General features: G+C 68.7%; 21 protein-coding genes and 3 pseudogenes. 8 read left to right on the forward strand and 16 right to left on the reverse strand.

Going from position 1 to position 23,882, the window contains the following annotated elements; translation table 11 throughout:
* Nucleotides 1-36: 36 nt before the first annotated feature.
* Nucleotides 37-888, forward strand: coding sequence for a SigB/SigF/SigG family RNA polymerase sigma factor (locus tag GQF42_RS43380; RefSeq protein ID WP_158929240.1), 852 nt, complete (start codon nt 37-39; stop codon nt 886-888).
* 917 nt (nt 889-1,805) lie between these two features.
* On the opposite strand, the gene GQF42_RS43385 is transcribed toward GQF42_RS43380, so the two are convergent.
* Nucleotides 1,806-2,762, reverse strand: coding sequence for an AraC family transcriptional regulator (locus tag GQF42_RS43385; RefSeq protein ID WP_158929242.1), 957 nt, complete (start codon nt 2,760-2,762; stop codon nt 1,806-1,808).
* A 195-nt stretch (nt 2,763-2,957) separates the two neighbouring features.
* On the opposite strand from GQF42_RS43385, the gene GQF42_RS43390 reads away from it, so the two are divergent.
* A complete protein-coding gene (locus GQF42_RS43390) occupies nt 2,958-3,272 on the forward strand; it encodes an ANTAR domain-containing protein (protein WP_158929244.1) in 315 nt (104 codons plus the stop codon).
* A gap of 235 nt (nt 3,273-3,507) precedes the next feature.
* Here GQF42_RS43390 and GQF42_RS43395 read toward each other — a convergent pair.
* The 10 genes and pseudogenes from GQF42_RS43395 to GQF42_RS43435 form a co-directional block, all read right to left on the reverse strand.
* Nucleotides 3,508-3,928, reverse strand: a pseudogene (locus GQF42_RS43395) (CBS domain-containing protein).
* Nucleotides 3,929-4,290: 362 nt separating this feature from the next.
* Nucleotides 4,291-4,593 carry a hypothetical protein gene (locus GQF42_RS46675; RefSeq protein WP_233273702.1) on the reverse strand — a complete coding sequence of 101 codons (303 nt, stop codon included), beginning with the start codon at nt 4,591-4,593 and terminating at the stop codon, nt 4,291-4,293.
* Nucleotides 4,590-4,802, reverse strand: a complete 213-nt coding sequence (locus GQF42_RS46680; protein WP_233273703.1) for a hypothetical protein — start codon at nt 4,800-4,802, stop codon at nt 4,590-4,592. The genes GQF42_RS46675 and GQF42_RS46680 overlap by 4 nt, the downstream gene beginning before the upstream one ends.
* Nucleotides 4,803-5,048: 246 nt before the next feature.
* A complete protein-coding gene (locus GQF42_RS43405; RefSeq protein WP_158929246.1) occupies nt 5,049-6,161 on the reverse strand; it encodes an ABC transporter substrate-binding protein in 1,113 nt (370 codons plus the stop codon).
* 426 nt (nt 6,162-6,587) lie between these two features.
* Nucleotides 6,588-6,851, reverse strand: coding sequence for a DinB family protein (locus GQF42_RS45250; protein WP_199272997.1), 264 nt, complete (start codon nt 6,849-6,851; stop codon nt 6,588-6,590).
* Nucleotides 6,852-7,295: 444 nt separating this feature from the next.
* Nucleotides 7,296-7,457 carry a hypothetical protein gene (locus tag GQF42_RS43415; protein WP_158929248.1) on the reverse strand — a complete coding sequence of 54 codons (162 nt, stop codon included), beginning with the start codon at nt 7,455-7,457 and terminating at the stop codon, nt 7,296-7,298.
* 26 nt (nt 7,458-7,483) lie between these two features.
* On the reverse strand, nt 7,484-7,636 hold the full coding sequence (locus GQF42_RS43420) for an MFS transporter (protein WP_158929250.1): 153 nt from the start codon (nt 7,634-7,636) through the stop codon (nt 7,484-7,486).
* The gene (locus GQF42_RS43425) at nt 7,623-8,702 is read right to left on the reverse strand and encodes an IS110 family RNA-guided transposase (RefSeq protein WP_158918164.1); all 1,080 of its coding nucleotides are present in this window, start codon (nt 8,700-8,702) and stop codon (nt 7,623-7,625) included. The genes GQF42_RS43420 and GQF42_RS43425 overlap by 14 nt, the downstream gene beginning before the upstream one ends.
* A 935-nt stretch (nt 8,703-9,637) precedes the next feature.
* On the reverse strand, nt 9,638-10,231 hold the full coding sequence (locus tag GQF42_RS43430; RefSeq protein ID WP_158929252.1) for an RICIN domain-containing protein: 594 nt from the start codon (nt 10,229-10,231) through the stop codon (nt 9,638-9,640).
* Between the two features lie 568 nt (nt 10,232-10,799).
* Entirely contained in the window at nt 10,800-11,417 is a 618-nt protein-coding gene (locus GQF42_RS43435) for a DUF5317 family protein (protein ID WP_158929254.1), read from the reverse strand.
* 859 nt (nt 11,418-12,276) lie between these two features.
* On the opposite strand from GQF42_RS43435, the gene GQF42_RS43440 reads away from it, so the two are divergent.
* Together GQF42_RS43440 and GQF42_RS43445 are read left to right on the forward strand one after the other, a co-directional pair.
* Nucleotides 12,277-15,378, forward strand: a complete 3,102-nt coding sequence (locus GQF42_RS43440) for an nSTAND1 domain-containing NTPase (RefSeq protein ID WP_233273704.1) — start codon at nt 12,277-12,279, stop codon at nt 15,376-15,378.
* Between the two features lie 239 nt (nt 15,379-15,617).
* Nucleotides 15,618-16,489 (forward strand): annotated as a pseudogene (locus GQF42_RS43445) (IS5 family transposase).
* A gap of 81 nt (nt 16,490-16,570) precedes the next feature.
* On the opposite strand, the gene GQF42_RS43450 reads toward GQF42_RS43445, so the two are convergent.
* Nucleotides 16,571-17,020, reverse strand: a complete 450-nt coding sequence (locus GQF42_RS43450) for a MarR family winged helix-turn-helix transcriptional regulator (RefSeq protein WP_158929258.1) — start codon at nt 17,018-17,020, stop codon at nt 16,571-16,573.
* A 325-nt stretch (nt 17,021-17,345) separates the two neighbouring features.
* On the opposite strand from GQF42_RS43450, the gene GQF42_RS43455 reads away from it, so the two are divergent.
* Together GQF42_RS43455 and GQF42_RS43460 are read left to right on the forward strand one after the other, a co-directional pair.
* Nucleotides 17,346-17,642: an alcohol dehydrogenase catalytic domain-containing protein gene (locus GQF42_RS43455; protein ID WP_158929260.1), complete on the forward strand. Its 297-nt coding sequence runs from the start codon at nt 17,346-17,348 to the stop codon at nt 17,640-17,642.
* Nucleotides 17,643-17,686: 44 nt separating this feature from the next.
* The gene (locus tag GQF42_RS43460; RefSeq protein WP_158929262.1) at nt 17,687-18,247 is read left to right on the forward strand and encodes a zinc-binding dehydrogenase; all 561 of its coding nucleotides are present in this window, start codon (nt 17,687-17,689) and stop codon (nt 18,245-18,247) included.
* 366 nt (nt 18,248-18,613) lie between these two features.
* Here the strand turns inward: GQF42_RS43460 and GQF42_RS47435 are convergent, their stop codons facing one another.
* The 3 genes and pseudogenes from GQF42_RS47435 to GQF42_RS43475 all read right to left on the reverse strand — a co-directional run.
* Nucleotides 18,614-19,147 carry a DUF6603 domain-containing protein gene (locus GQF42_RS47435; protein WP_325100421.1) on the reverse strand — a complete coding sequence of 178 codons (534 nt, stop codon included), beginning with the start codon at nt 19,145-19,147 and terminating at the stop codon, nt 18,614-18,616.
* A gap of 123 nt (nt 19,148-19,270) precedes the next feature.
* Entirely contained in the window at nt 19,271-20,098 is an 828-nt protein-coding gene (locus GQF42_RS43470) for a class I SAM-dependent methyltransferase (RefSeq protein ID WP_158929266.1), read from the reverse strand.
* Between the two features lie 142 nt (nt 20,099-20,240).
* Nucleotides 20,241-21,208 (reverse strand): annotated as a pseudogene (locus GQF42_RS43475) (glycosyl hydrolase family 65 protein); the annotation flags it as partial.
* Between the two features lie 7 nt (nt 21,209-21,215).
* Between GQF42_RS43475 and GQF42_RS46685 the strand changes: the two are divergent.
* Nucleotides 21,216-21,455 (forward strand): nucleotidyltransferase domain-containing protein, encoded by a 240-nt coding sequence (locus GQF42_RS46685; RefSeq protein ID WP_376002352.1) that lies wholly within the window; start codon nt 21,216-21,218, stop codon nt 21,453-21,455.
* A gap of 94 nt (nt 21,456-21,549) precedes the next feature.
* Nucleotides 21,550-23,082: a helix-turn-helix domain-containing protein gene (locus GQF42_RS43480; protein WP_233273705.1), complete on the forward strand. Its 1,533-nt coding sequence runs from the start codon at nt 21,550-21,552 to the stop codon at nt 23,080-23,082.
* 504 nt (nt 23,083-23,586) lie between these two features.
* On the opposite strand, the gene GQF42_RS43485 is transcribed toward GQF42_RS43480, so the two are convergent.
* Nucleotides 23,587-23,820, reverse strand: a complete 234-nt coding sequence (locus GQF42_RS43485) for a hypothetical protein (protein WP_158929268.1) — start codon at nt 23,818-23,820, stop codon at nt 23,587-23,589.
* Nucleotides 23,821-23,882 lie beyond the last annotated feature (62 nt).

Consider the following 23,882-nt stretch of genomic DNA (forward strand, 5'->3'; position numbering starts at 1 on the left):
GGACCGCCCTGAAAACCCGTTCAGGAGCGAATCCGCATGCTGACCGACACGTCGACGCCCCGCCCCGCTACGCCCGAGACCGCCGCCGGCTCACTTGCAGGCCGACGCAGCCACGACGACGCCCCCGACACCGCGGCACTGTTCGATCGGCTCGTGGAACTGGACGACGGCCCCGAGCGTGAGGTCGTGCGCGACGCACTCGTTGCCGCCTGGCTGCCCATGGCCCACCGGATCGCCGGCCGTTTCCGTGACCGTGGTGAGCTGCTGGAGGATCTGCGTCAGGTGGCCGCCCTCGGCCTGGTGAGGGCCGTGGACCGGTACGACCCCTCCCGGGGGGCTTTCGAGAGCTACGCCGTGCCGACCATCACCGGTGAGGTCAGGCGGCACTTCCGGGACCGGATGTGGGCCGTCCGGGTGCCGCGCCGGGTGCAGGAACTGCGCAACCGGGTGCGGCTGGCCCGCCGGGAGCTGGCACGGCGGCCCGGTGCTGCCGAGCCCACCACGGCCGATGTCGCCGCCCACACCGGCCTGACCGAGGAGGAGGTGTCAGCGGGCCTTGAGGCGCTGGAGAGCTTCAGGGCCCTGTCACTGGACGCTGAACTGCCCACCGGTGACGAGGGATCCAGCCTCGCCGACACCCTCGGCGCCGCCGACGCCTCGTACGACGTGGTGGTGGACCGTGAGGCGGCCAAGGCGGGCCTGCGCCGACTGCCGGAACGGGAGCGGGCCATCCTCTACATGCGGTTCTTCGAGGACGCGACGCAGAGCCGTATCGCCGATCGGTTCGGCATCTCCCAGATGCACGTCTCCCGGCTGATCAGCCGCAGCTGCGCCCGGATCCGCGCCGAAGCCCTGGCGGAGCGGCCCGGGGACCGCGTCGCGGCGTGATATCAACTGCCGTCATGGAGCGGTCCGGATGCTGCTGCCGCGTGGCGTCACACACGGCTGAGGGCCTGGGCGTGTGATGGCAGTCCGGGCCCTCGGGCGGCGGCTGCCTCACCCCTGGTGCCGACGGCGCACAGGGGCTGGGGCTGACCTTCAACACCGAGCGCGCACAGCCCTACCGGGTGGGCTGACCGCAGGAGGCAGCGCCGATGAGCACCACTCCGACCGGCAATGTCGCGGAACTGGACCTCATCCGGGGCCGCATGGGAAAGATGCCTTCAGACATCCGGGCCGGGCTGGAAGACGCCTTCGGCCGCCACGGCCCGACACGGATCCCCGGGACACCCCGGAGTGAACGGGCCCTGGGCCGGAAGCCGCCGTCGGCCCGGGACAGGCCGGCCCGTTGCGGCGACGATCTACGAAGCCAGGCCAGGCCTCACCGGCTCGGCCACATTTCCGCAGTGCCGCCAATTCAGCGGTCGCACGGCGGGGTCTTGCAGAGAACGGCCGTTCGGAGCGAAAGTCGAGCGCTGCCTGACTCCGGGTACGGGTGGGCATCGTGCAGGGCTGGAGGAACGCACGCAGTTGCGCCCCAGCATCGAGGTCACTCGATGCCTCTTTCCCAGGTCCCCAGCCCCGGCGGCCGATACCTAGAACCTCGCAGCCCGCCGGACGGGAGCTGGCTCTTTCGTGGTGACGGCCGACGCCGGCGGCTGCGGCAACTGGCTCGCCGCACCCGAGGGTTCGGCCACCGCGGGAGCGACGTCGCCGTGTGCGTCCTGCTGCTGTGGGGCCGCCTGCCCCGCCGTCCCGTCCGGCCGGCACAGCTCCGCCGGTCCGGAGACCCTGCACGGCACGAGGCCTCCTGGGCGGTTACTGAGCCGCGGCTCCGTGCGCCGCACGCGAGGAGGCGTACGTGCTCAGTCGCGCAGGGTCTCGGCGGGACTGGAGCCGTACATGGTTCGGTAGAGGGCCGCGAAGCGGCCGGGGTGGGCGAAGCCCCAGCGGGCGGCGACATCGCCGACGGTGGCACCGCTGTGGGGGTCGGCTGCGAGAAGGTCGCGGTGCGCGTGTGCCAGGCGCACCCGGCGCAGGTAGGCCATCGGTGTGGTGTCCAGATGCCGGCGGAAGGCGTACTGGAGGGTGCGGATCGTGACATGGACGGCGGCCGCGATGTCGGCGACGGTGATGGGCCGGTCGGCGTGGTCCTCGATGTAGGCGATGGCGCGTCTCAGGGTGGTGGGGTGTGCGTCCTTGCGGTCCTGTCCGGTGGGGTCGGTCTGGGCGGTGTTGGGAAAGGCCGCCAGGACGCTGGCGGCCAGCAACTGGCTGCTGGCCGAGACGATCAGCGGTTGTGCCGCGGTGTCCGGGTCGGCCAGGACATGGTCACGCAGGTAGAAGATGGTGGCCTTCAACCGGTCTCCGGCGGCCTGGGAACGTGGCCGGTGCCCGGTCAGCCGTACTCGCTCGAGCCGCCGTCCTCCGGAGGCAGCGGCCACCTGGTCCAGGAGAGCGGGATCGAGCATCGTGATGTTGTACCGCGCGTTGCAGATGCGTCCCGAGTACGGCAGGTCTGGAGGCGCGAACAGCACGGTGTCACCGGGGCCGAAGGAATCCCGGACGCGGTGGAAGACGTGGTCCTGGACGCTTCCCTCGTGCATCACGCACAGACAGATCCGGCCGAGTGGGGTGACCGAGTACGACATCTCGAAGTTCAGGTCGAGTTCGTCCACGCTGATCGACGTCGTGCTGTCGCGGCGTACGCGTGCCGTGCGGGCGGTGGGGGTCGTGCTGCCGATGCGCATCCGCGCATAGGCGTGACAGAGGAATTCCTCCGTCACGCCGAGGTCGTCGCTTTCGAACACCAGCGAGTCCATCACCCCGTCATCCTGCCAGCGCGACGCCCGGGGCGGGGAGGCGGTCGCCACAACGTCTGCCTACTTCGAGGCCGGATTTCGTTTTGTGGACAGCGGCGGCATCGACTGTTCGTTCCGAATCCCCTCAAGGATGCCGGGTGCGGGCAGCAGTGCGAGAGACCGGTATCGCAGTCCGACCAGGGAGCCCTCCTCACGATGTGCGAAGACGTCGAAAACCTCGCCCGGATTGCGGCCCTTGAGACGGAGGTCGCCCAGCTTCGGCACGCCATCACCGCGCATGCGACCGTCGACCAGGCGATGGGTGTCGTGATCGCCTGCAGCGGCGCGACCCCCGAGACGGCCTGGGAGATCCTCAGGGACGTCTCGCAGCACACCAACATCAGGTTACGGGAGATCGCGGAGCACATCAGGCAGTGGCCGCATTGCGAACGGCTTCCGGAAGAGGTGCGTCATGCCCTGGACGCGGCGGTGCGGGCAAGGTGCGTGTCTGCCCCGGCCGCCGGGGTCTGAAGGGAACCGCGTGCGCGCAGTGCGCCGCGACGCGATGATGTCCGGCGCGGCAGGGCCAGCCGGGCGTCGCCCGCGTCATCGAACGGGCGTGCGCGCCGGGCCGAACTCGCCATTCACCAGAGGCTTAGGGCCCTCCTCCCTCTCTCCGGCCCTTGCGGCCGGAGGCGGGCGGCTTACCGCCGTGAAACACCCGCGTGGCCGGGCCGCCGTACCTGATCGGCTGAGGGCCGGGGTCTCAGGTGTTGGGCCGGGCCGCGCTGATGTCGCCCAGGGCGGACGTCTCGTCGCGTTCGATCGACAGGTCGCCCAGGGCGAGGATGCCCACCGGCCGGTCGCCCTCGACGACCGGGAGTCGACGAACGGCATGCTCCCTCATCAGCCGCACTGCCCGCTCCAGGCTGTCGTCCGGGGTGACGGTGACCAGGTCCTCGCTGGCCGCCTGCATCACGGTGGTCCGGTCGGGGTCGGCGCCTTCCGCCAAGGCCCGCACCCACCAGATCGCGGTCGCTCACCAGGCACCGCAGATGCCGGTCCTTGGTCACGAGGACCGTGCCGACGTCCTCGTCCCGCATCATCCGGGCCACGGCGCTCACGGACGCCTGAGGTTCGACGGTCACCAGGTCACTGGTCATGATGTCGCGCACATGCTGGGTCATGACCGGGCTCCTTTCTCATTTCTCACTGTTCGAGGGATTCTGTCGGCAGCCGGGTACCCCTGGCGCGCGGTCTTCTTCCCCCGGACTGTCGCGGGTTCGGGCGATCGACGTGGATGGCTGCTGCGATGACAGGCTGCGCGACGTTGCGATCCCGCGATCGGCCAGTCAGGAGAACGCCTACCTCTGCCAGTGCACATCAACATGTACGCGGACACCTCAACACGGGCTCAGCGGCAGGCGGCGTGGACTCGAAGGAGACCCGTTCGGTTTCACTCCGGCCCGAATGTTGAGCCGGATTCTGCGAGCACTACTCAAGCTCCGGTGAGATTCGCTCAACCTTGCCTACGCTGCGAGAGGACAGTTCAGGCTGTCGCGGAGAGGAACCCAAGGGCCGTCGCGACGTTCGACGACAGGTCGGTCGTCGCATCCAGCACCAACCGGTGGTCGGCCCACGGGGCGAACTCCCTCCGCCGACGTTCCACCACCTCCGACGTCGGCCCAGCGAAGCCCTCGATCCTCCGGGACCGGTTCTCCAACCGACGGCGGTGCACCACAGGATCCGAACACACCACCTCGATGAACACCACCGGCAGGCAATGACGATCCGCCGGCGTCCGCCACTGTCTCCGCGCCGCCTCCACGGTGTTGACTGCATCGACGATCACGGGTTGGCCATGCCGAGCACACCGTCGGCCACGGCCCCGGACACGACATACGCGGCCAGGCCCGTGGGCTGGTCACGGGCCACCCCCACACGCCACAGTGCCACCTCGATCGGGCCCACGGACACGACCGGAGTAGTCGGCTTGCGCCCCAAAGCCTCGGCGACCGAACTCTTCCCCACACCGGGCAGCCCCGCCATCGCGATCAACATGACAACACCCTCGCACGCCCAACCGGCCCGCCGACCAGCAACGCCGGAACGTCACAGGCATCCGCGTCCCGGGTCATCAAGGAACGCGACGACGTCCACAGGAATTGATAATTACTCACCGCCCCCTCGCCGGGACCACCGACTGCCTTCCAGGCCTTTCTCGACCAGTACGAGATCTCCCGGTCAAAGTCCTGGTGGACCCTCGGCACCTGACTTCAGCCATCAAGATCGCCGACAGAGTCAAGCTCAGCCGGTGTGGAGGATCCGAAAGTGGTCGGGATTCGCTGGGTCCCGATCAACGACTTGGATTGGTGTCCAAGCCCGTTGCCAAACGCTGATGCCCGGCGTGCGGGTGAACCGGATGGGTCCGCGGGTGCCCTCGACCGCCATACGCGGCCATGACTTGGCGATGGCCGCCCGGTCCGTACCGTGGGAACGAAGCATGTCGGCGAGGACGGCGATGGTGTCCCAGCCCTCGAAGGCGACGAAGGAGGGTGCTTCGCCCAGCCGCTCGCGAAGCTCCTTCCCGACGCGTTCGCCGAGCGGACCGAGGCGCTCGGGCAGGTAGCGCAGGAACGGGATCCCGGCGCCGTCCGCGCCCAGCGCGGTGGCCCATTCGGCGAACTCCGGTTGTCCCGCCGGAGCGCCGATCAGGATCTTTGCGAGCCGCCGGTCGGCCCGGACGGCCTTGACGATCGGCACCGCCGGCTCCGGATGGCCGACGAGCAGGAGGAGCGCCGTCGCGCCGTGGTCCACGAGCGCGTCGCGCAGGGCCTCTGGGGTGTGCGCGTTCGTGTCGAGTTCGATGACGGTGCCGCCGCGGGGAGTGAGGTGCTCCCGCAGGACGCGGGTTCCGGACGCCCAGTAGACGCTCGGCTGGGTGGCCACGGCGATCCGGCGTCGTCCCGTGCCGAGGAGGAAGTCCGCGTAGGTCCGCCAGCCATGGGATTGAGGCGGCGCCAGACGCGCAACCCACGCTGTCGGCTCCTCAGTGAGCGCGTTGAGCACCGCGGACGAGCACAGGAACGGTACGCCGAGGGCGTCGGCCCGGGTGGCAGCGGCGCGGGCGACGACGCTGTGATACTCGCCCGCCACTGCCGCCACGCCCAGGCCGGCCAATTCGTCCACGGCTGTCGCGGCTCGCTCGGGATCGGCTGCGGTGTCCCGGACTACCAGCTCCAGTGGTCTGCCGTCGATCCCGCCGGCGTCGTTGACCTCGCGAACGGCCAGGTCGAGGCCTGCAAGCAGGTGTCGGCCCGCCTCGATCCAGCCGGGCCGCGTCAGCGGGGCCAGGGCGCCCAGCCGGATGGACGACCCGTCCGTGTGCTCCGCTCCAGACGGCGATGGCGGCGTGTTCATCGGGTGGCGTCTCCCGTGGGACGATGCGGTCGCAGTTGGCCCGGATCGCGCGCCGTCCGGGGCGGGTTTGCGTTCATCACGTCTCGTCGCGGCGGGAGTGCCCTGGTGATCATACCGGTCATTGGATCCACCATCATCGCCGATGGGCAACCGATTATTTGGGCGCTGCACTGCACTCGGTGTTACGACGCACGACAGATTGACGGCACATGGGCTCGTGATCCGATCCGGACACGCGCTGACCGCTGATGAGCCGGACGCCCACGCACTCGGGCGCCCGCGCGGCGGTTCTACGACCAGGCTCCGTCTGGCGGCCGATGCATCCGGGCACGTCCTGGCCCTATGGTCGCCGGCGGACAGTGCGGAGACCTGCCGAAACCGTTTGTGAGAGCAACCCTGTGCAGCCGGGCGCCCCTTCCCTCTCGCTCAGCGGCCCATCAGCCGCAGCAACCGGGCCTGCTGGGCCTCTCCGGTCAGGGGCGGAGTTGCTGGGGCTGCGCAGAACCGGTGGGTGGTGTCGGCGGAGACAGGCGACTCCGCCAAGCCGACGTAGATTTCGGTGAGATGGTCCTCGATCCAAGCGACGAGCCCCGGATCGAGTTCTTCGGGAGCGTTGATGGCCCGGGCCAGGTCCCAGGCGTGCATGGTCGCGTCCGTGGTCCGGATGGCGAGGGCCTGTTCACCGGTCACCGGTCCGAGGGGGTAGTCCAGGACCTGTTGGAGGGGCCCGGCCTTCGGAATGCCGCGGCACATTTCTGCACCGATCGGGTCTACGCGCCCACCGGATCGTCACTCAGAGCGTCCTCGTCCCGGAGCCGGAGGAAGTCGGCGGCCAAGCCGCCATCCAGCAGAGAGATTCAGCGAGACCATCGGCGCCCTCGAACACGTCGCCACCCTCGAAGTCACTCCCATCCTGACCGGAGCCAAGAGGCCGGTCCGGTCCGCCCGGGCAGCCTCTGAGCCGACCGTGTCCGGTCAAGTCCGGCAAGCATGCTCCTCAATTTGCATCATGGGCTGTCTACATGCGGGGTCGGTTCCCCGCACGAGCTCGGCGGCCGCTTCCCGCCAGCACCTCGCCACCGCTTCCCCGCACGCTTGGATCATGTCTTACCGCTTCGCCGGCGTCATCGACCGTTATCTTCTTTCCAGTTCCGAGTTCAGCCGCAGGCTGTGCGCCAGGAGCAGTCCTGTGTCGCCGGCGGCGTCGAAGACCAGCGCGGGCTCCGGCCAGTGGGCGGACACGGTCCGGTCGAGCGTGCCGGTGTCGGGCAGCGGCGGGAACAGTGGCAGGCTCACCGCGCATGCCACCAACAGTGCGGCTGTCAGCGTCGGTGTTCCCTCGGCACCCAGGGGCGCGCGATGAACCACAGCAGCGAGCCGAGGCCCTGGCCGCCGAGGAGGACGATCGGGTAGACGGCGAGGCCGCGGGCGTGGACCCAGGGGGGTGCCTCTATGAAGCTTCTATGTCCCGTCAACCCCCAATTCGGCCGCGGCGGCGTTGTTGAGATGACGGTAGAGGCGTCGGGCGAGGTAGCGCTTGAGGCAGCGGCGGATCTCGCGGTCTGTCTTGCCTTCGGCCCGCCGTCGGTCAACGTAGGCGCGGGTTTGCGGGTGATGCACCATGCGGACCATCGCGATGACGTTCAGAGCTCGGTTGAGACGCCTGTCGCCGCCGCGATTGAGGCGGTGGCGAGTGGTGTTGCCCGAGGAGGCGGGTATGGGGCTCACTCCGGCGAGGGCGGCGAACGCGGCCTCGTCACGGACCCGTCCCGGGTGGGACCAGGCGACCAGGACGGTGGCAGCGGTGACGGGGCCGATCCCTGTTTCCTCGGGGAGGCCGGCCGCAGGGCTGGCGTCAACGAGCTCGCCTATCCGGTTCATGTTGTCCGCGATTTCCGTGTCAAGGGCGAGGATCCTCTTGGCCAGACGGACGGCCTCGGTGCGGGCCGTCGTGGCGGCGAGGTCCTCCTCACGGGGGCGCCAGCGGGCGATTTCGCCGATCTGCCTGGCGCTGAGGGGACGGCGGGCGTCTATGCCGAGGTCGGCGATGCGCACAAGGGCAGTCAAGGCGTTCACGGCCCTGGTCCGCTCGCTGGTGAGCTCGTCCCGGGAGGTGAGGAGGATCTGTGCTGCCGCCCGAACCCCCTCGTCCATTCGTGGAGTGCGCAGCTGTTCTTCGGGGAGCGGAAGCACGGCAGCGGCTATCCGCCGGGCGTCGATCGGGTCGGATTTGCCGATGCCGCGGCGGCCGGCGCGGCCCATTCTGGCGGCTTCAACCACCTGGTAGCCGGCGCGTGCCGTCTGGCGGGCGATCTGGGCTCCGTAACTGCCCGCCCCCTCGATCACCCACAGAGCACCGAGGTCTCCACCAGTGCGACGTCCAGCCCAGTTGATGGCTCGTGCCCTGCCAGCGTGGGTGTTGGGGAATGCCTCCGTGCCCAGGTGCTCACCACTGGAGGCGAGCACGGCGTAAGTGTGCGTTTTGGCGTGGGTGTCGACGCCGATGATGAATGAATGCGCCTGGGCGACAATGGTGTTCACGCGATCAGGGTTCCTCTCCGTGAGGCGGTGGTCCCGGTCGCTGCGGACCGGCGCCGTGCCCGGGAGAGGTCACTTCGAGGCAGAACTGTGACGGGCCACGGCCCTTTGGGGCCGGGCAGGCTTCTTATCAGGCCACCGAGGTGGGCCGGGTCGGCGCCGACCGCCCGCCATAGTCGGACAGTTCATAGGCAAGGCACCCGTGGGGGCCACTTTTGTCACGAGTCACGACTACGACGAGGCGACCGACGTCAACCCTGCCAGCCGGTCCCGGACCAGCCAGATGAAGACTCACAGTCTTTCGTCAAGCCATGTTCTCGGAGCCATGCGGGGAACCTCATTGCCCGGACGACCGACCGGCCAGGGAGGGAGGAACGGCCCCCTCCTACCAGCCCCCAACCGCCCAGCTGGCCCGGGCCTTGCGCGCCATCCGCTCCTGGCTCTCCCCGGCCACCAACCTGAACCGCGGGTGGCGAGCCTGGACCGACATGGACCCACCCTCCGAACCCCAGGCGATGATCGGCGAATTCACCAGGGTACGGCTCGTTTCAAGTGGGGGCTGCGGACTGCGCGAGGCCGTCGTTATCCGGTCCGGCAGCGCCGACAGGTTCGGTGACGCGCCGCGAAGACATGCTCGCTGGAGCCAGGCCGCACGGGTGTGTGTGACCTCAAGTCCCGGACCATCGGCCGGCTCTGATGCACACGCCAGCAGTACGCGCGACGGCGGCTCAGTATCGCGATCCACTGGTCTTTGTCCGTCTCACGCCTCCCCTGCTCCGGCAGCCGTGCCTCGTTCGCGTGCGCTTGCGGGGATCGTGGCTTCGGAGCGAACGGCCGGGGTCAGCTCTGCAGCCGGCACTGCTTCGACGTGTGCCAGCCAGGGCTGCGCCTCGGCCGGCCAGAGGCGCACCCGGGCGCAGCCTCACGCTTGGGGCTGGTCAGTCGACCATGTAGAGGTCCCAACCCTGCCACCCACCGTCCTGCGAGGGCCCATTGCAGGGGTAGCCGCGCAGCAGGTCCGAGCCGCCGCGACCGGCGTCGGAGTCGTCCAGGCAGCGGCCGGTGGCGGCATTCTGGAGCACCTGCTGGAAGTAGGAGGGGTGGGTACCGGTGATCCGGCTGACGACCCTCCACTTCTGCCAGCTGTAGCCGTTGCATGGGTATCCGCGCAGCAGGTCCGCGCCGTTCGCCCCACCGTTGGAGTCGTCCAGGCACAGCCCGGTGGCGTCATTCTTGAGCGCGGCGTAGGTGTCGCCCCCTATGTCTTCTATTTCGATCACGCGCCATTTCTGCCAGTTGTAGCCGTTGCACGGGTAGCCCCGCAGGAGGTTGCCGCTGATGGCGTTCGAGTCGATCGAGTCGTCCACGCAGCGGCCGGTGTTGTTGTTCCCGCCGATCTGGTAGTCGTGTGGCCATGAAAAGCTGGCGGTGTTGCCGAATGCGACGGCCGGGCCGGTCGTCATGGCGACGCCGCTGAGAGCGAGGGCGCCGGCGACGGCACCCTGTACGGCCCGCTTGGTGACTTTGCGCATGATGTCTACTCCCCGTTCATGTATGCGGGTCTGCATGGGCGTTGCCCTGTTGGCTGCCGTTTGGAGTCCCGTTTCCCGTACGAATCCGTCCACCTCGCTCGGTTCCTTCAGCTCGCCATTGCCTTCAGAGGAACCGCACCTTTGCGGGATTGATCAACTCTGTGTCGGATACGGACCAGGAGATCGATCAGCGGCGACTCGCCGCACTTTGAAACAGCCATGGTCCTCCTTCCGTTGCGGGATACGGCTCGATCTGTTCGGACAGGCCCCAAAGCGGCAGCGTCGGGGGTGGGATGTTCGGCGGAGGGTGAGGCCTGGCCGTGCAGCAAGCCGACCGGTCAGCCGCCGCCCCAGCCGGGGGCGCCGAGGGTGTAGAGGAGGACGGCGACCGAGGCCAGGGTGAATGTGGTCAGCGCCAGGCGCTGCCAGGGGATGATCCGAAGCATTGAAGACTCCTTGAGGTCGGTGGTGTCGGAGTGTGGCCGTCGGCGGATCAGTCAGCCGCCGGTCCAGTTGGGGGCGCCGAGGGTGTAGAGGAGGACGGCGACCGAGGCCAGGGTGAGTGCGGTCAGCGCCAGGCGCTGCCGGGTGAGGGTGTGGGGCATGGCTGAGGCCTTTCTTGAGCGGCGTTTGCTGGGTGGTGCATGGCGGTTGCCACGAGCAGGGCCGCGGCGATGGCGAGGAGCATGTCGCCGATGCTGACGACGGCGTGCAGAGGCGGAACGGGGATCGTGTCGCCCAGGGCGAGCAGGCGGGTGCCGTGATCGGCCGGCACGTTCTTGGCAGTCTGGGACCCGGCGCGCAGCCCGGCGACGGCCGCCGCGGAGGGACTGTAGGGCATCCGGCCGTTGACGGCGATCGGCAGAGCATTGAGAACGGCACCCGTGAGTGCCAGTCCCACCGCCGTCTTCAGCGGCCAGGTCCTGCCTCGCGCGTTGACGCCCAGCCAGAGGAGGGCAAGGGCGATGGCCAACGCAAGCAGCGGTGCCCTGAGATGGCGTCCGGCAGCTCCGGGAAGGCCGGCGGTAGCCAGCTGCGCGACCTGCACGACAGCCGCGAGCCACAGCAGCCACAGCCATCGCAGCCGCACGCCTGCGATCCTGCTCAGCCGGCCACCGCCGAGATACCCCGCAACCGCTCCGACGGCAACCGGTCCCCCGAACAGGATCAGCGGGGTGACGCCCATGGCCCCACCCCGCAGGTGACGCGTCCCCGCACGTTCATCCCCCACCTCGCTGCATTCTGGCGCCGCAGGATCCAAGCCGTTCTGGGCGCGACGTCCCCGGCCCAACTGGGCATGACTGGTCCTTTCGCTGCACGCACTGGTGCGTTCCGTCATGAATCTAGGGCTGGCAAGGCGCCGTGGGGAGTGTCCATCTGCACAGTGAGCAGAGGGTTCCGGTGCCGCAGTGCACAGCGAGCCAGGAGAGCGGCCCGGCATGAACAGGCCGTGCTGCGAACTCAGTTGCACACGCCTTGGGCAGAGCAGAGGTGCGTCGGGTATCGTGCAATCAATCGGCTGACCTGCGAAATCGGTCACTCGCTCAGCCCCTGGCACAGGGGAAATGAGCCCGTGTTCATCTCGAAGCATCTGTGGTGCTCACCGGAACGCATCTGCCGCCCGACCTTGGCAGAAGGCCGGCCGCGCCCCCGCATCGAAGTTCCCGGGGTCCCTGCTGGGAACATGGTGGGCACACAAGGCTGGAGAAGACCCGAGAAGGATCACGAAAGCTCTCGTACTGAATTCACTCAACCATCCCGTTGACCTGCGCAAACGGGCGATCATCATGACGGGGTAAGAAGGATCGATGATCCAATGATCATGCTGGCCAAAGAAGGAGCCTCTGGTTTGCTCTTCTGCCACGGGTGTGTCTAGCTTCTGCGGCCACAGCGCCGCCTCCACGGGGGAAGCGGGTCATGGGAGGGAGCCGTTGATGGCGGGGCGTCGGGAAAGCCCGCTGGATCCCAGTCTGGGGCCGGTTAAGCGATTTGCTGCCGAGTTACGCAAACTCCGGGCGGAGGCCGGGAGTCCGACGTATCGGGTGATGGCGCAGCGGTCCGGTCAAGGGGCGAGCACGCTGTCGCAGGCTGCCTCCGGTGAGCGGCTCCCTACGTTGCCGGTCGTTCTCGCCTACGCCCGCGCTTGCGGCGGCGAAGAGACGGAGTGGGAGGCGCGGTGGCGTGAGACGGCCGCCGAGTCAGCGGCCGAGCCGCGCAGGGAGGATGGGGATGTCCAGCCGCCCTACCGTGGCCTTGCCCGTTTCGAGCCGGGGGATCGGGACCTGTTCTTCGGTAGGGATGTGCTGGTTGCCGAACTGGCCGCGCTCTTGAACGCCCATCGATTGGTTGCTGTCGTGGGCGCATCGGGCAGCGGAAAGTCTTCGCTGCTGCGCGCCGGCCTCATCCCGCGCCTGCGTATCCCCGACCCTGCTGGCCCGCGGGCGGCCGCCATTCGTATCCTCACCCCCGGGCCACATCCGGTCGCCACGCACACCGGCGCGATGACACCGCGCGAAGCTGACGGCGACACGGTGGTCGTCGTCGACCAGTTCGAGGAGCTGTACACGTTGTGCCAGGATCCGGCAGAGCGTGCGGCGTTCATCGACCTGCTGGTGACCGCCGTCCAGCCGAACAGCGGAGTGCGTGTCGTGATCGCTGTGCGGGCGGACTTCTTCGGCCGCTGTGCCGAGCACCACCACCTCGCTGGAGCGCTGCGGCAGGCCACGCTTCTGGTCGGACCCATGAGCCCGGCCGAGTTACGCGAAGCAATTGTCAAACCGGCTGCCGCGGCAGGATTGATCGTGCAACGCGAGCTGACAGCGAAGATCGTCAACGACGTCGCTGACGAACCCGGCGGGTTGCCGCTGATGTCCCACGCGCTCCTGGAGACCTGGTACCGCCGCAGGGGCCGTGCGTTGACCGTGGAGATGTATCAGGCCACAGGCGGTATCCATGGCGCGATCGCCAAGAGCGCAGAGCAGGTGTACTCAGCGCTCTCGGATACGGAGGCCACAGCCGCCCGTCGGATGCTGCTGCGGCTGATCTCGCCCGGGGACGGAACCCCTGATACCCGCCACCCTACCGATCATGCCGCGCTGGACACCGACTCCCCTGAGGCCAGGAACGTTCTTGCGCAACTGGTCCGGGTACGCCTGCTCACCCTCGACGGCGACACGGTCGAGCTAGCCCACGAAGCACTGATCACGGCTTGGCCCCGGCTCCAGCTCTGGGTCGAGGAGGCCCGCGACCGCCTGCGTGTCCACCACCAGCTCACCGAAGCCGCGCGCACATGGAAGGCCCTCGGACAAGACCCAGGAGCCTTGTATCGCGGCACACGACTGGCCGCGGCCGAGGAGTGCTTCGCTGGACGTCGCGCGGACCTGATCCCGGTCGAGTGTGCCTTTCTCGACGCCAGCATCGTCGCACGCGAGCAGGAACTGCGCGGGGCGTGGCGAACGGCCCGACGGCTTCGGCGGCTGCGGGTGGCAATCTCCGCAATCGCGGTCTTGGCGATGCTTGTCGGCCTGGTGGCGTGGCAGCAGGACCAGACCGGGCAGCGGCGCCTCGCCGACGCGGCATCCCGACGCGTCGCGGCGCTCGCGGAAAGCATGCGGTACGCCGACCCGCTCACCGCTCTGCGCCTCAGCGTGGCCGCATGGCGCATCAGCCCCACACTGGAAGCCAGGACTGCGCTCCTGGGCGCTTCCACCCAGCCCGAGCAGGATGCCTTCGCCGTACCAGGCCCGGCCGGCCAAAGCGCCGAGGACCCCTCCTTCCTGAGCACCGACGGCAGCACGTTGGTGACCGGCGGCACCGGATACGCACAGCTGTGGGACCTGACCAGCCGCCGCCTCCTGCGTGCGCCGCCTGTTGGTAAGGACGACCGCCTGATGGAGGCGTCCTCCGACGCCAGGCGGTTACTGTTCCGTACCTCGGACGCGTGGGAGGTGCTCGACGCGGCCTCCGGCGCGTCAACCCGGTTGCCGCTCCCCGCCTCCGACGGAATCGTGCTCTTCGGTCCGACCGAAGACACGTTTCTTTTCTATGACGAACCCGGCCACTTTGCCAGGATGTGGCGTCTGCCGCGTCGCCACCGAGCCCCGGTTGTTTCCGAGCGCACGAATCAGGGGCCAGGGACGGTATGTGCCCGGACCGGTGACCTGCTTGTGTGGGACGGCGGCAGCGAACGTCGACTGGGCAGGAGGGGGCCGTGGGCCTCCGCTGTGCGACTGGCCTGCGGTCCACACGGCGATGCGGTTGGGTCGTACGCGCTGCACATGGATGCGGACCACCTCGTCATCGTCGCCGGCAACCGCATACACATCTGGAGCCTGCGTACGGGAAAGGAAGGCCCGTCCATCCCTGCGACGGCACGCACCTTCGTGTCCATCACCCCCGACGGCCGGTTTCTTACGGTCGCCGACAAGAGGGCCATTGCTCTGTGGCGGCTCGGCAGCTCCGCCGGTCCGGTCTTCCGGTATCCCCTGCAGGGCCGCTGGGTCGCGGAAGTGAGCCTGGACCAGCGCCGAAAGCTGATCCGGTACCTCGAAGCGGGCTTCTCGACCGCGCCCGTCATCCGGACTCTCTACGTCGGGGACGCCCTTGACTCTGATTGGAGGACCGACGGAGTCCAGACGCCGCCTCCTGCCGCCGATCCCGGCCGCCCGGTCGAGAGCCAGATGACGGCTATGGACGTGGCCCCCGGTGACGGAGGCCGGGTGGCGACCGGCGACGGCACGGGGTGGGTCACCCTGTGGGACCGGACAATTAAGCACCGGTTCGGCATGTTCGACGCCGTGCCCACCGACGCGGAGGACGGCAAACCCCATCCGGTCTCCGCGCTCGCCTACTCACCGGACAGCCGTATCCTGGCTGCCGCAGGCGGCAGCAGTGTCCGGCTGTGGGACGCCGCGTCATCCCGTCCGCTGGGGACGACCCTGCTCGCGGCGGGGGACGACGTGGTCTCCTTGGCCTTCAACCGCGCCGGGACAACCCTCATCGTTCACGGTGCCCATACACCGCCACGTGCCTACCCGATATCACCGCAGCTCGTTGCTGCATCCGTATGCGCCCGCGCAGGGTCCGGCCTGAGCCCTGCCGCCTGGAAGACATTCATTCCGGATGTCTCGTACCAGCAGACCTGTTGACACGCCCCGGGGTATGGGTGATGCCGCCCGTTCCGTCGGTGTGCAGGAGGTGCCCCGAATCCCTGATGGCGAAGGGTCTGGATTGGATGACAAGAGTCGTGCGGCCAGGCAGCAGGGAAGCCTCCAGGCACAGATCTATTCCATGATTGGCCCAGTTCGTCACTCTCCAAATAGACCACAGGTCCGGGCCACTAGGGCGTGTGTCGGAAGTGGATCTCGAGGTCGGATGATCTTGTTCTGTGGCACGTGGAGATCTGACGGATGCGCAGTGGGCCCGCCTGGAGCCGCTGTTGCCTCCGGGCAAGAAGCCGGGGCGCCCGCCGATATGGACCAGCCGGCAGCTGATTGACGGCATACGGTTTCGCACCCCCACCGGCGTCCCCTGGCGGGACGTACCAGAGCGGTACGGCCCATGGGCCCAGTTGTACGACCTGTTCAGGCGCTGGCAGCGGGACGCCTGGCAGCGGATCTTCGCCGCGTTGCAGGCCCAGGCCGACGCCTAGGAGTTCATTACCTGGGACCTCAACATCGACTCCACCGTGTGCCGGGCCCACCAGCACGCCGCCGGGGCGCGGAAAAAGGGGACCTGCAGAAGGAGCCACCCGGTGGCGTCGCCGTCGAGCCGGACGACGATGGGCTCGGACGCTCGCGCGGTGGCCTGACCACCAAGCTCCACCTGGCCGTCGAGCAGGGGCAGAAGCCTATGTCCATCGTGATCACGGCCGGGCAGCGAGGCGACTCCCCGCAGTTCGAGCCCGTCCTGAACAAGGTCCGCGTCGCCCGCCAGGGGGCTGGCCGTCCGCGCACCCGGCCCCGTCGGGTCCGAGCCGACAAGGCGTACGCCTCCCGCAAGAACCGTGCCTACCTGCGACGTCGCGGTATCCGCTGCACCATCCCGGACAAGGCTGACCAGGCCCGTAACCGCAAGAAGCTCCGCTCTCGGGGCGGGCGGCCGCCGAAGTTCGACGCAGAGGATTACAAGGCCCGGCAGGCGGTTGAGTGCGGCATCAATCGCCTCAAAAGGCACCGTGCCGTGGCCACGAGGTACGACAAACTCGCGGTCCGCTACGAAGCAACCGTGCTCATTGCAGCGATTCACGAGTGGCTCTGACCGCGGTAAACCCTTCGGCAGCATCACCTGGCGGGCCTTTCTTGCCCCTGCTCGGGTACATCGACTTCTACGACGGTACCGTCAGGCGAGGTTGTCGGTGACGTGCTGGAGTACGGAGACCGCCGTCGCGTAGTCCTCCTCCGTGATGTCGCCGAGGAGCTCCGAGCGCACCCGGTCCATGTGTTCCTTCGCCGTCGCCAGGCCCTCGTGGCCCTGTTCCGTGAGAGTCAGCCGGCCGTCCGCGCCGACGCCGAGCCAGCCCCGGTGCACGAGGGCGTCGGCGGCGTGGACCATCACCTGGGTGTCCATGCCGTAGGGCACGTCCAGGGCACGGATCTCTTCTTTGGTGAGGCCGTGCTCGGCCCGGACGATGTTGTTGAGCGCCCACCACTGGGGCTGGGTCACGTCGATGCGCGCCAGGGCAGCCTGCGCATGCCGCAGGATCGCCTCGGTGGCGCCCCAGGCAACCAGGGCGATCGGCCGCTGGTCGAGCGCGGTCGTGTTGTTCCGCGGGGTGCTTATGGTCGTCATGATCGTGAGGCTAGGACCTCAAGCGCGGTTGAGGTCAAGGCCGGTTCAGACCAGCGGCCACCGCGCAGCCGCCACGAGATGCGACGAACTCGCCGTGCACCAAGAGGCAACCGTACTGGTCGCAGTCCTCAACAAGTGGCTGTGACCAGCACTTTCGCAACAGACCCTAGCTGCATAGGCTCGACACCAATGCACCTGAGACCACGAGCGACCCCTGCAGGGGATCTCGAGGCCGACACTGGTACCTGCTTTGGGCTTCCGGCCCGTACCTCCCGGTCGGCCGGACCGAGTGAGAGGACGAAGATCTGCTGTGAAGGCGTGGGGAGTGTCGAGGGCCGAGAAGGAAGTCGTCCTGCTGGAGTTGCTCGAACCGTCGTCTCCCGGGCCCGGTCAGATCCTGGTGGCGGTGGAGGCGGCCGGGGTCGGCCCGTGGGACGAACTGCTGAACGGCGCCGGCTGGGACGTGGGGCTGCGCCCCCCGGCGGCGCTGGGAGTGGAGGGCGCGGGCAAGGTGCTGGCCGTCGGCGCGGGTGTCACCGGGTTTGCCGTGGGCGACCGGGTGCTCGCACACGAGGCCCCCGCTGCCCCGGGGGAAGCGGCTTCTGGGCCGAACGCGTTCTGATCAACGCGGATGACGCGGCAGCCTGTCCGCCCGGGCTGGACGCCGTGCACGCGGCGGCGCTGCCGGTCAACGGACTCACCGCGGTGCAGGCCCTGGAGAAACTGGACCTCGGCCGAGGACAGCGGCTCCTGATCACCAACGGAGGCGGGGCCACCGGAGTCCTGGCCATCCAGCTTGCCGCGGCCCAGGGCATCGAGGTGACCGCGACCGCCTCTGCTGCCGCCGCGGAACGCCTGCGCGGTCTGGGAGCGATGGAGGCTGTCGACTACCACGACCCCAACTGGCCGGCCAGGGTACGCGGCGGGTTCGACGCCGTCCTCGTCATCGCCGCCGGCACGGCGGACGCCGCCCTGCCCTTGGTGCGGGACGGCGGCCGACTGTGCTCCCTGACCTCGGACGCGCCTGCGGAGGAACGAGGCATCACGAGTTGGGACCTCTACGTCGAACCCAACACCGCGCAGCTTGTCCGGCTGGCGGAGCAGGTCGCCGCGGGAACCTTGAAACTCGCACCGGAACCCCTGCCGCTGAGCGAGGGGCCGGATGCGTTCGCCCGGGTGGTCACTGGACGGGCCGGCGGCAAGAAGATCGTGCTCACCCCAGCATGACCCGACCGGGCACCGCCCGATTCCGATGCTGGGCGACGGTGCCCGCCAGGGCGCGATCGAGAAGTCGTCAGGCTGAGGGGGCGACCGAGGAGGTGCTGTCGGGGTTTGCTCACGCCGGGGCCGCACCGCGGCCGCCACGGCAGGACGCAACCAGCACTGTCGCCGAGCACCGCTTCGGGTCGGCGTCGTGGACGTCCCGGCTCGCCGGCCACGGGCGGGATGCCGTCGACGAGGGCGAGGGTCTGGCGGACGTCGTTGATGTTGGCCGCGGTGGTGATGTCCTTGAACGGAGTTCCCTTCCCGTCGCAGATCAAGCGGTGCTCACTGCCCGTCTTCCCGCGGTCGACCGGAGACGGGCCGGTGGCCTCACCCCCTTCTTTTCGCGCGGATACGGGAGGTATCCACGCAGGCCCGCGACCAGTCCAGCCCGTCGGCCGCGTGCAGCTCGGCGAGCAGCAGACGGTACAACCGGTCGAAGTGCGCGGGACGCACCCACGGCTTGTCACCCTGGGTGAGATGTTCCAGCACCGCCAGCGGATCAGCCGAACCGTCCGGTTTCGCGCCGATCGCCCGCGGGTCGTCCAGCGCCTTGATGAACGGGAAGTCCGGCACGTTGTCCGGACCATCCGGCAGCCGCAGATGGCTGCGCCACCCCATCCCGCCGGCCACCCCGCGCACCTGGAACGCGGGCGGCTCGATCCCCTTGTCCGCACTCAGCGCGCCGAACGCGAAGAACGACGGCTCACGTCCCCGCTGGGCGCATATGCTGCGGCGACAGCGCTGCCGTGAAATGTGCCGGTGTCCACCAGCAGCACACCGCCCACCGCCAGGCTGTATCGGCTCTTGCTCGTCTTGAGGGGATGTCCTGAGTGCGTTGCGTCGTCGCGCCGTCCCGCCGATCCAATGCGGTCAGCCTCGCCACGCCGGCCTTCGGCCCCATCACCCTCGGCGCCCGGCAGGGAATACGTTTCCCTCTGCTGCTGACCAGACCGTGACCGGTGGTTCACAGATCATTCCCTGGCCTCACTCGGCGCGCTGTCCGAGTCGCAGGACGCTCAGATATCGGCGTGATGCGCGGTCGCCCATCCGCTTGCGGATGCGCTCGGCGATGGCGTCGAGCAGGGGCTCACGGACGTCGTGGTCGAGGCTGCGATACAGCGACAACGAGCGAAGGTGATCGGCGAATCCGTCCCCGTTGAACCACTGAACGGTCGGGTACCAGCGCACGATCGTCGGGCCGAACAATCCTCCGGGATCGGCGACCAGGCCCCAGCCCTCGTTGGTGGTGCGCACGTCGTCCTCCAGCGGTGGATGACCCCAGTCGGGATTCCCGGGACAGAACCGCTCGTGGAGATCGGCGGTCTCGGCGTACACCTCCGGCTCTCCCGGTCGCCGGACAACGACGTTGCCGAGCAGCGCCATCCAACCCCCGGGAGAGAGCACGTCGTGTGCTCGCTGCCAGCCAAGGGACGGGTCGACCCAGTGCCACGAGGACGCAGCGACGAGGACATCGAAGCGTCGACCGCGGTCGTCCCACTCCTCAAACGCCGACGTCTCGACTTCGACGTTGCGGAAGGAAGCGATCCGGTGGCGAGCGAGTGCGGCCATGTCTGCGCCCGCCTCGACAGCGGTCACTGAGCAGCCGAGCGTTGCCAGTGATCGCGTCGCCTGAGCGGTACCGCAGCCCACCTCCAGCACCGACGACCCTTCGTCCAGGCCGGTCGCGGCGACAAGGTCCGCGAACAACTCGTCCGGATACCCCGGCCGGACCCGGTCGTAGAGCTCCGGGACCTCATTGAACACCCGGCCGAGGTCCTGTGGATTCGGGTGCCTCTTCGGGTCATCGGTCACGAGTGCACAACCTATGAGGGTCGTCGACGGGGACGCCACTGGTTTGCCGGCAGCGGTGACGTGCCGCTGGCGGTAGTTCAGAGAGGAACCACCGGTGGTCCTGTGTCGTCGGCTGTTCCTCCTCCTCGGCGGGCAGGCCCACCGGGCTTCGATCCGGCGGCTGTTGAGGCTCGGGGAGCATGGGTGAGGGCGGCATCCGACGGTCCACCGGAGCGTCGGCGGTCAGGGTCGTGGGCTCGCCGTGATGCAGCACGACCAGCGGTTCACCGTCCACCAGGCGGTAGCGCACACGGGACGGACCGACGTCCACCTTCAGTCTGCGTCCGCGTACCAGCAGCGTGAACGCCACCCTGGACAGTGCTTCCGGCAGGCGGGGCGCGAACGCCAGCTGGCCCTGGCTCCCTTCGTCGCCGACGTACCGGCGCAAGCCTCCCAACCCGCCGACCAGCGCGATCCAGGTCCCGGCGCGGGAGGCGAGTGCAGCCCGTCACGGGTGTTGTGCTCCAGGTCGTCCAGGTCCATCAGCGCGGCTTCGCCGAGGTAGGCGTAGGCCAGGCGCAGATGCCCGGTCTCGGCGGCGAGCACCGCCAAACACGCTGACAACGAGGAGTTACGGACCGTCAGCGCGTCGTAATAGGCGAAGTTGCGTTCCTTCTGCTCATCGGAGAAGGTGTCCGGGCACTCCATCATCGCCAGCACCACGTCGGCCTGCTTCACCAACTGCTTGCGATACAGGTCGAAGTAGGGGTAGCGCAGCAGGAGCGGGTGGTTCTCGGGAGGGGTCGCCTCGAAGTCCCAGCGCTGAAAACTCGTGAAACCGGCCGCCTGCTCGTGCACGCCGAGCGCTTCGTTGTACGGCACCGCCATGCGGGACGCGGCGTCCCGCCACGCCGCGGTCTCCTCGTCGTCGACACCCAGCTCTGCGGCGCGTTCCGGATGACGCGCGGCAGCGTCCGCGGCCGAGACCAAGTTCTGTCGGGCCATCAGGTTGGTGTACAGATTGTCGCGGGCGATCGCGCTGTACTCGTCGGGGCCCGTGACGCCGTCGATGTGGAAGACGCCTTCCGCGTCGTGGTGGTCGCCGGTTTGGCGGAGGCCGGCTTCGTCGAGACCTTCGATGGGCGGTCCTGTGCGGTTCGTCCTGTCGGACCAATCGGGGCGGGAGGTCGATCTGCATCCGCCGGCCTTCGGTGAGGACGGTTCGGCGGTGCAAGCGTCGCCGGATCCGGAACGTCCGTTTCCCTATCTTGCATCCTGTTTCGTCAGTGGCGTTGTCGCCGAGGCCGTGGTCCGACATGGCGCAACTGCGCCAGGCGTTCCGGATCGCCACACACCTTTGATCCTGGACCACTTTTGATCCTGGACTCTTGGCACAGCGAGCCTTGTTGTGCGCCTGCCAGCACCTGCTTACTCTGCGATCGAACCGACTTGTGAGTCTCTCGGGGGGCGACATGCACGGTGATCTGCGTGCGGACACGGCGGCTGTCGGACGGATGCGACGCGCCGACGACGTGCTGGATATGCAGCGTGCCGCTCGAAAGGGCGGCACCAAGCCGGTGCTTCGCTGGCTGGCGCGCCGCACCGGTGCCACGGTCTTTCTGATGAACTCTGCCGGTACTCCGGCCCACCCATCGCACGCTCCCCTCGGCGTCGCCGAGCGGGGTCTCGCGTTGCGCGGTGCGCGAGAGTTAACTGAGCGGCGGCTGGGGTCCGTTGCCATCGACCAGGACGGACTCACCTGCATCGTCCTTCCTCTCGACGGATCGCGGGGTGTCGCGGCGCCCCTTCTCGCTGCCGTTGTGCCCCGGCCGACACCACCTGAACTGCCGCTCCTGCTCGCGGATGCCACATCCGTGCTGAGTCTGAACTGGCTGGCGGAACACACCCGGCGGAAGCAACGTCGGCTACGGATTGCCGAAGCCGGGACGCGCGAAGCAGTCCTGCATTTACTGCTGAACGGCCACACGTCCGTGGCGCGCCAGATCGCGGGGGCGCTGCGCCCGGCTCTTCCCGCGATGGTGCGCGTGTACGTCATCGAGGGTCCGCCGAGAGTTCGCAGCCAACTCGTCCGGAAACTGACCGATGCGGCCGAAGGCGCGTGGATCGTGCCATGCCCGGTGTACGCCGACCATCTCTTCATGCTTGCGCCCGGTGACGGCGCCCCGGCACGGATCTGGCCCCCCGAGCTGGCAGCCGCCTGCTGGATCGGAGAGAGCAGTGCCGTGCCCCTGCGGGAAACCGCCACTGGCTATGCTCAGGCGTTCCATGCTCTCGCTGCCGCACGCGGCCGCGCTGAACGGCAGGCCTCGTTCGCGGCCAGCCGCGACCTCGTACTGACCATCGGGCCCGCTGCGGCGGCCTGGGCCGAGGCCTTCCTCTCACCGATCCGTACCCACCGCGCCAGACGGACCCAGGATCCCGACAGCGCTGAACTGCTGGCCACCGCCGCGTCATGGCTCAGCTTCTCCTCCCGTGCGACGGCCCACCTGAGAATTCACCGCAACACCCTGAGCGCGCGTCTGACATGCATCCAAGAACTGCTCGGCTTGGACCTGCATCGGCTCGCCGACCAAGCCGCACTGGTACTCGCTCTGCGCACCATCGCCGCAGGGCTCCCGCCCTCGCCAGAGGGCGATGCCGCACGGGCGGGGGAGACGTTGCCCACCTTGGACGAGCTTCTGTTGCTGCCGCGCGTCGGGGCGTGGGCCCAACAACAGTTCCGTCCTGTCACCGCGCCCGACGTCCCGGCATGCATCGCGGAGACCCTCACCACTTGGCTACGCCTCGACGCACGCATCGGGCCCACCGCGACCGCACTGTCCATCTCGGCATCCGCCGTGCGCAAGCGTCTGACACGGAGCGAAGCACTGCTCGAACGCTCGCTTCTTCGGTCCCCCAGCGTCATCCATGACCAGTGGCTCGCACTACGCGCCCTCGACCTGGCCGAGCCGAGCGAAGTGCCGCGCCACCTTCCCGGCCTCTAGGGGAGAGCATGATGACGCTAGGCCGTTGCCGAGGCCCTGATAGAGCTGGCCCACAAGGCGTAACGCTCGCCCCGGTGACGGTCAAGGACCCCATCGATCGGAACATCCGCACGGTGGCCGACCCACTGGGGACTCAAGTGCGGTCGATCTGACGGTACTTCGGTGGGGCCGCGCTCGCCGAACGCCTCGCCACCGGGGCAAGCGGCTTCAAGGAGAGCACCCCGCTACGCCACAGCCCGCCACGGGATGCGTGCGGCCCGCCGGTACGCCACTGATGTGGCCGCATCCGGACTTGGCCCTTTCGGTGAGGCCCTGGCCGTGCTCGCACGGTGCATGCCCGGCGAGCGGTTCATCAGGGCCGCGTTCGCCGTGCCGGTCGCCGACCGCTACGGCACCGATCTGCCATCCGGCTACTGGCGCTGGAGGCGCCTCACACGGCCGCACGAGAAAGGACTGCGGCGCCGACCGGGTGGCCCGGCCGGCGCCGTGGTTGACCCGCGGCGGTCATCCGTGCAAGAAGCCGTCCCCGTGAGCGCTGATGTGAGCCTCCAAGGCGGAGAGGGCGCTCTGCGTGGCGTCGGGTGTGCCTGAACCACGGCGTTCCGCGTAGTAGGCGGCGCCGAGTTTCCTGAGCAGGTCGTTCCCGGCTCGCTGCTGTTGGACCTCGTCGACTTTCTGTTTTCCCTGGGCGAGGGCGCTCTGGGCCTGTTCCTTGGCTCGGTCGAGGAATCCGGACATGGCAATCTCCTAGGTCGATGTAGTCAGTCAGTACCCAGACCCGTCAGGCGTGATCCGAAGCC

Origin of the sequence: Streptomyces broussonetiae, from assembly GCF_009796285.1 — a bacterium.
In the GTDB taxonomy this organism is placed as follows: domain Bacteria; phylum Actinomycetota; class Actinomycetes; order Streptomycetales; family Streptomycetaceae; genus Streptomyces; species Streptomyces broussonetiae.

Coding starts and splice junctions, on each gene's coding strand:
- GQF42_RS43380 (WP_158929240.1), top strand. CDS start 37: ATGCTGACCGACACGTCGACGCCCCGCCCCGCTACGCCCGAGACCGCC.
- GQF42_RS43385 (WP_158929242.1), bottom strand. CDS start 2,762: ATGGACTCGCTGGTGTTCGAAAGCGACGACCTCGGCGTGACGGAGGAA.
- GQF42_RS43390 (WP_158929244.1), top strand. CDS start 2,958: ATGTGCGAAGACGTCGAAAACCTCGCCCGGATTGCGGCCCTTGAGACG.
- GQF42_RS46680 (WP_233273703.1), bottom strand. CDS start 4,802: ATGTTGATCGCGATGGCGGGGCTGCCCGGTGTGGGGAAGAGTTCGGTC.
- GQF42_RS43405 (WP_158929246.1), bottom strand. CDS start 6,161: ATGAACACGCCGCCATCGCCGTCTGGAGCGGAGCACACGGACGGGTCG.
- GQF42_RS43430 (WP_158929252.1), bottom strand. CDS start 10,231: ATGCGCAAAGTCACCAAGCGGGCCGTACAGGGTGCCGTCGCCGGCGCC.
- GQF42_RS43435 (WP_158929254.1), bottom strand. CDS start 11,417: ATGGGCGTCACCCCGCTGATCCTGTTCGGGGGACCGGTTGCCGTCGGA.
- GQF42_RS43440 (WP_233273704.1), top strand. CDS start 12,277: ATGGCGCAGCGGTCCGGTCAAGGGGCGAGCACGCTGTCGCAGGCTGCC.
- GQF42_RS43450 (WP_158929258.1), bottom strand. CDS start 17,020: ATGACGACCATAAGCACCCCGCGGAACAACACGACCGCGCTCGACCAG.
- GQF42_RS46685 (WP_376002352.1), top strand. CDS start 21,216: ATGGGCGGTCCTGTGCGGTTCGTCCTGTCGGACCAATCGGGGCGGGAG.
- GQF42_RS43480 (WP_233273705.1), top strand. CDS start 21,550: ATGCACGGTGATCTGCGTGCGGACACGGCGGCTGTCGGACGGATGCGA.
- GQF42_RS43485 (WP_158929268.1), bottom strand. CDS start 23,820: ATGTCCGGATTCCTCGACCGAGCCAAGGAACAGGCCCAGAGCGCCCTC.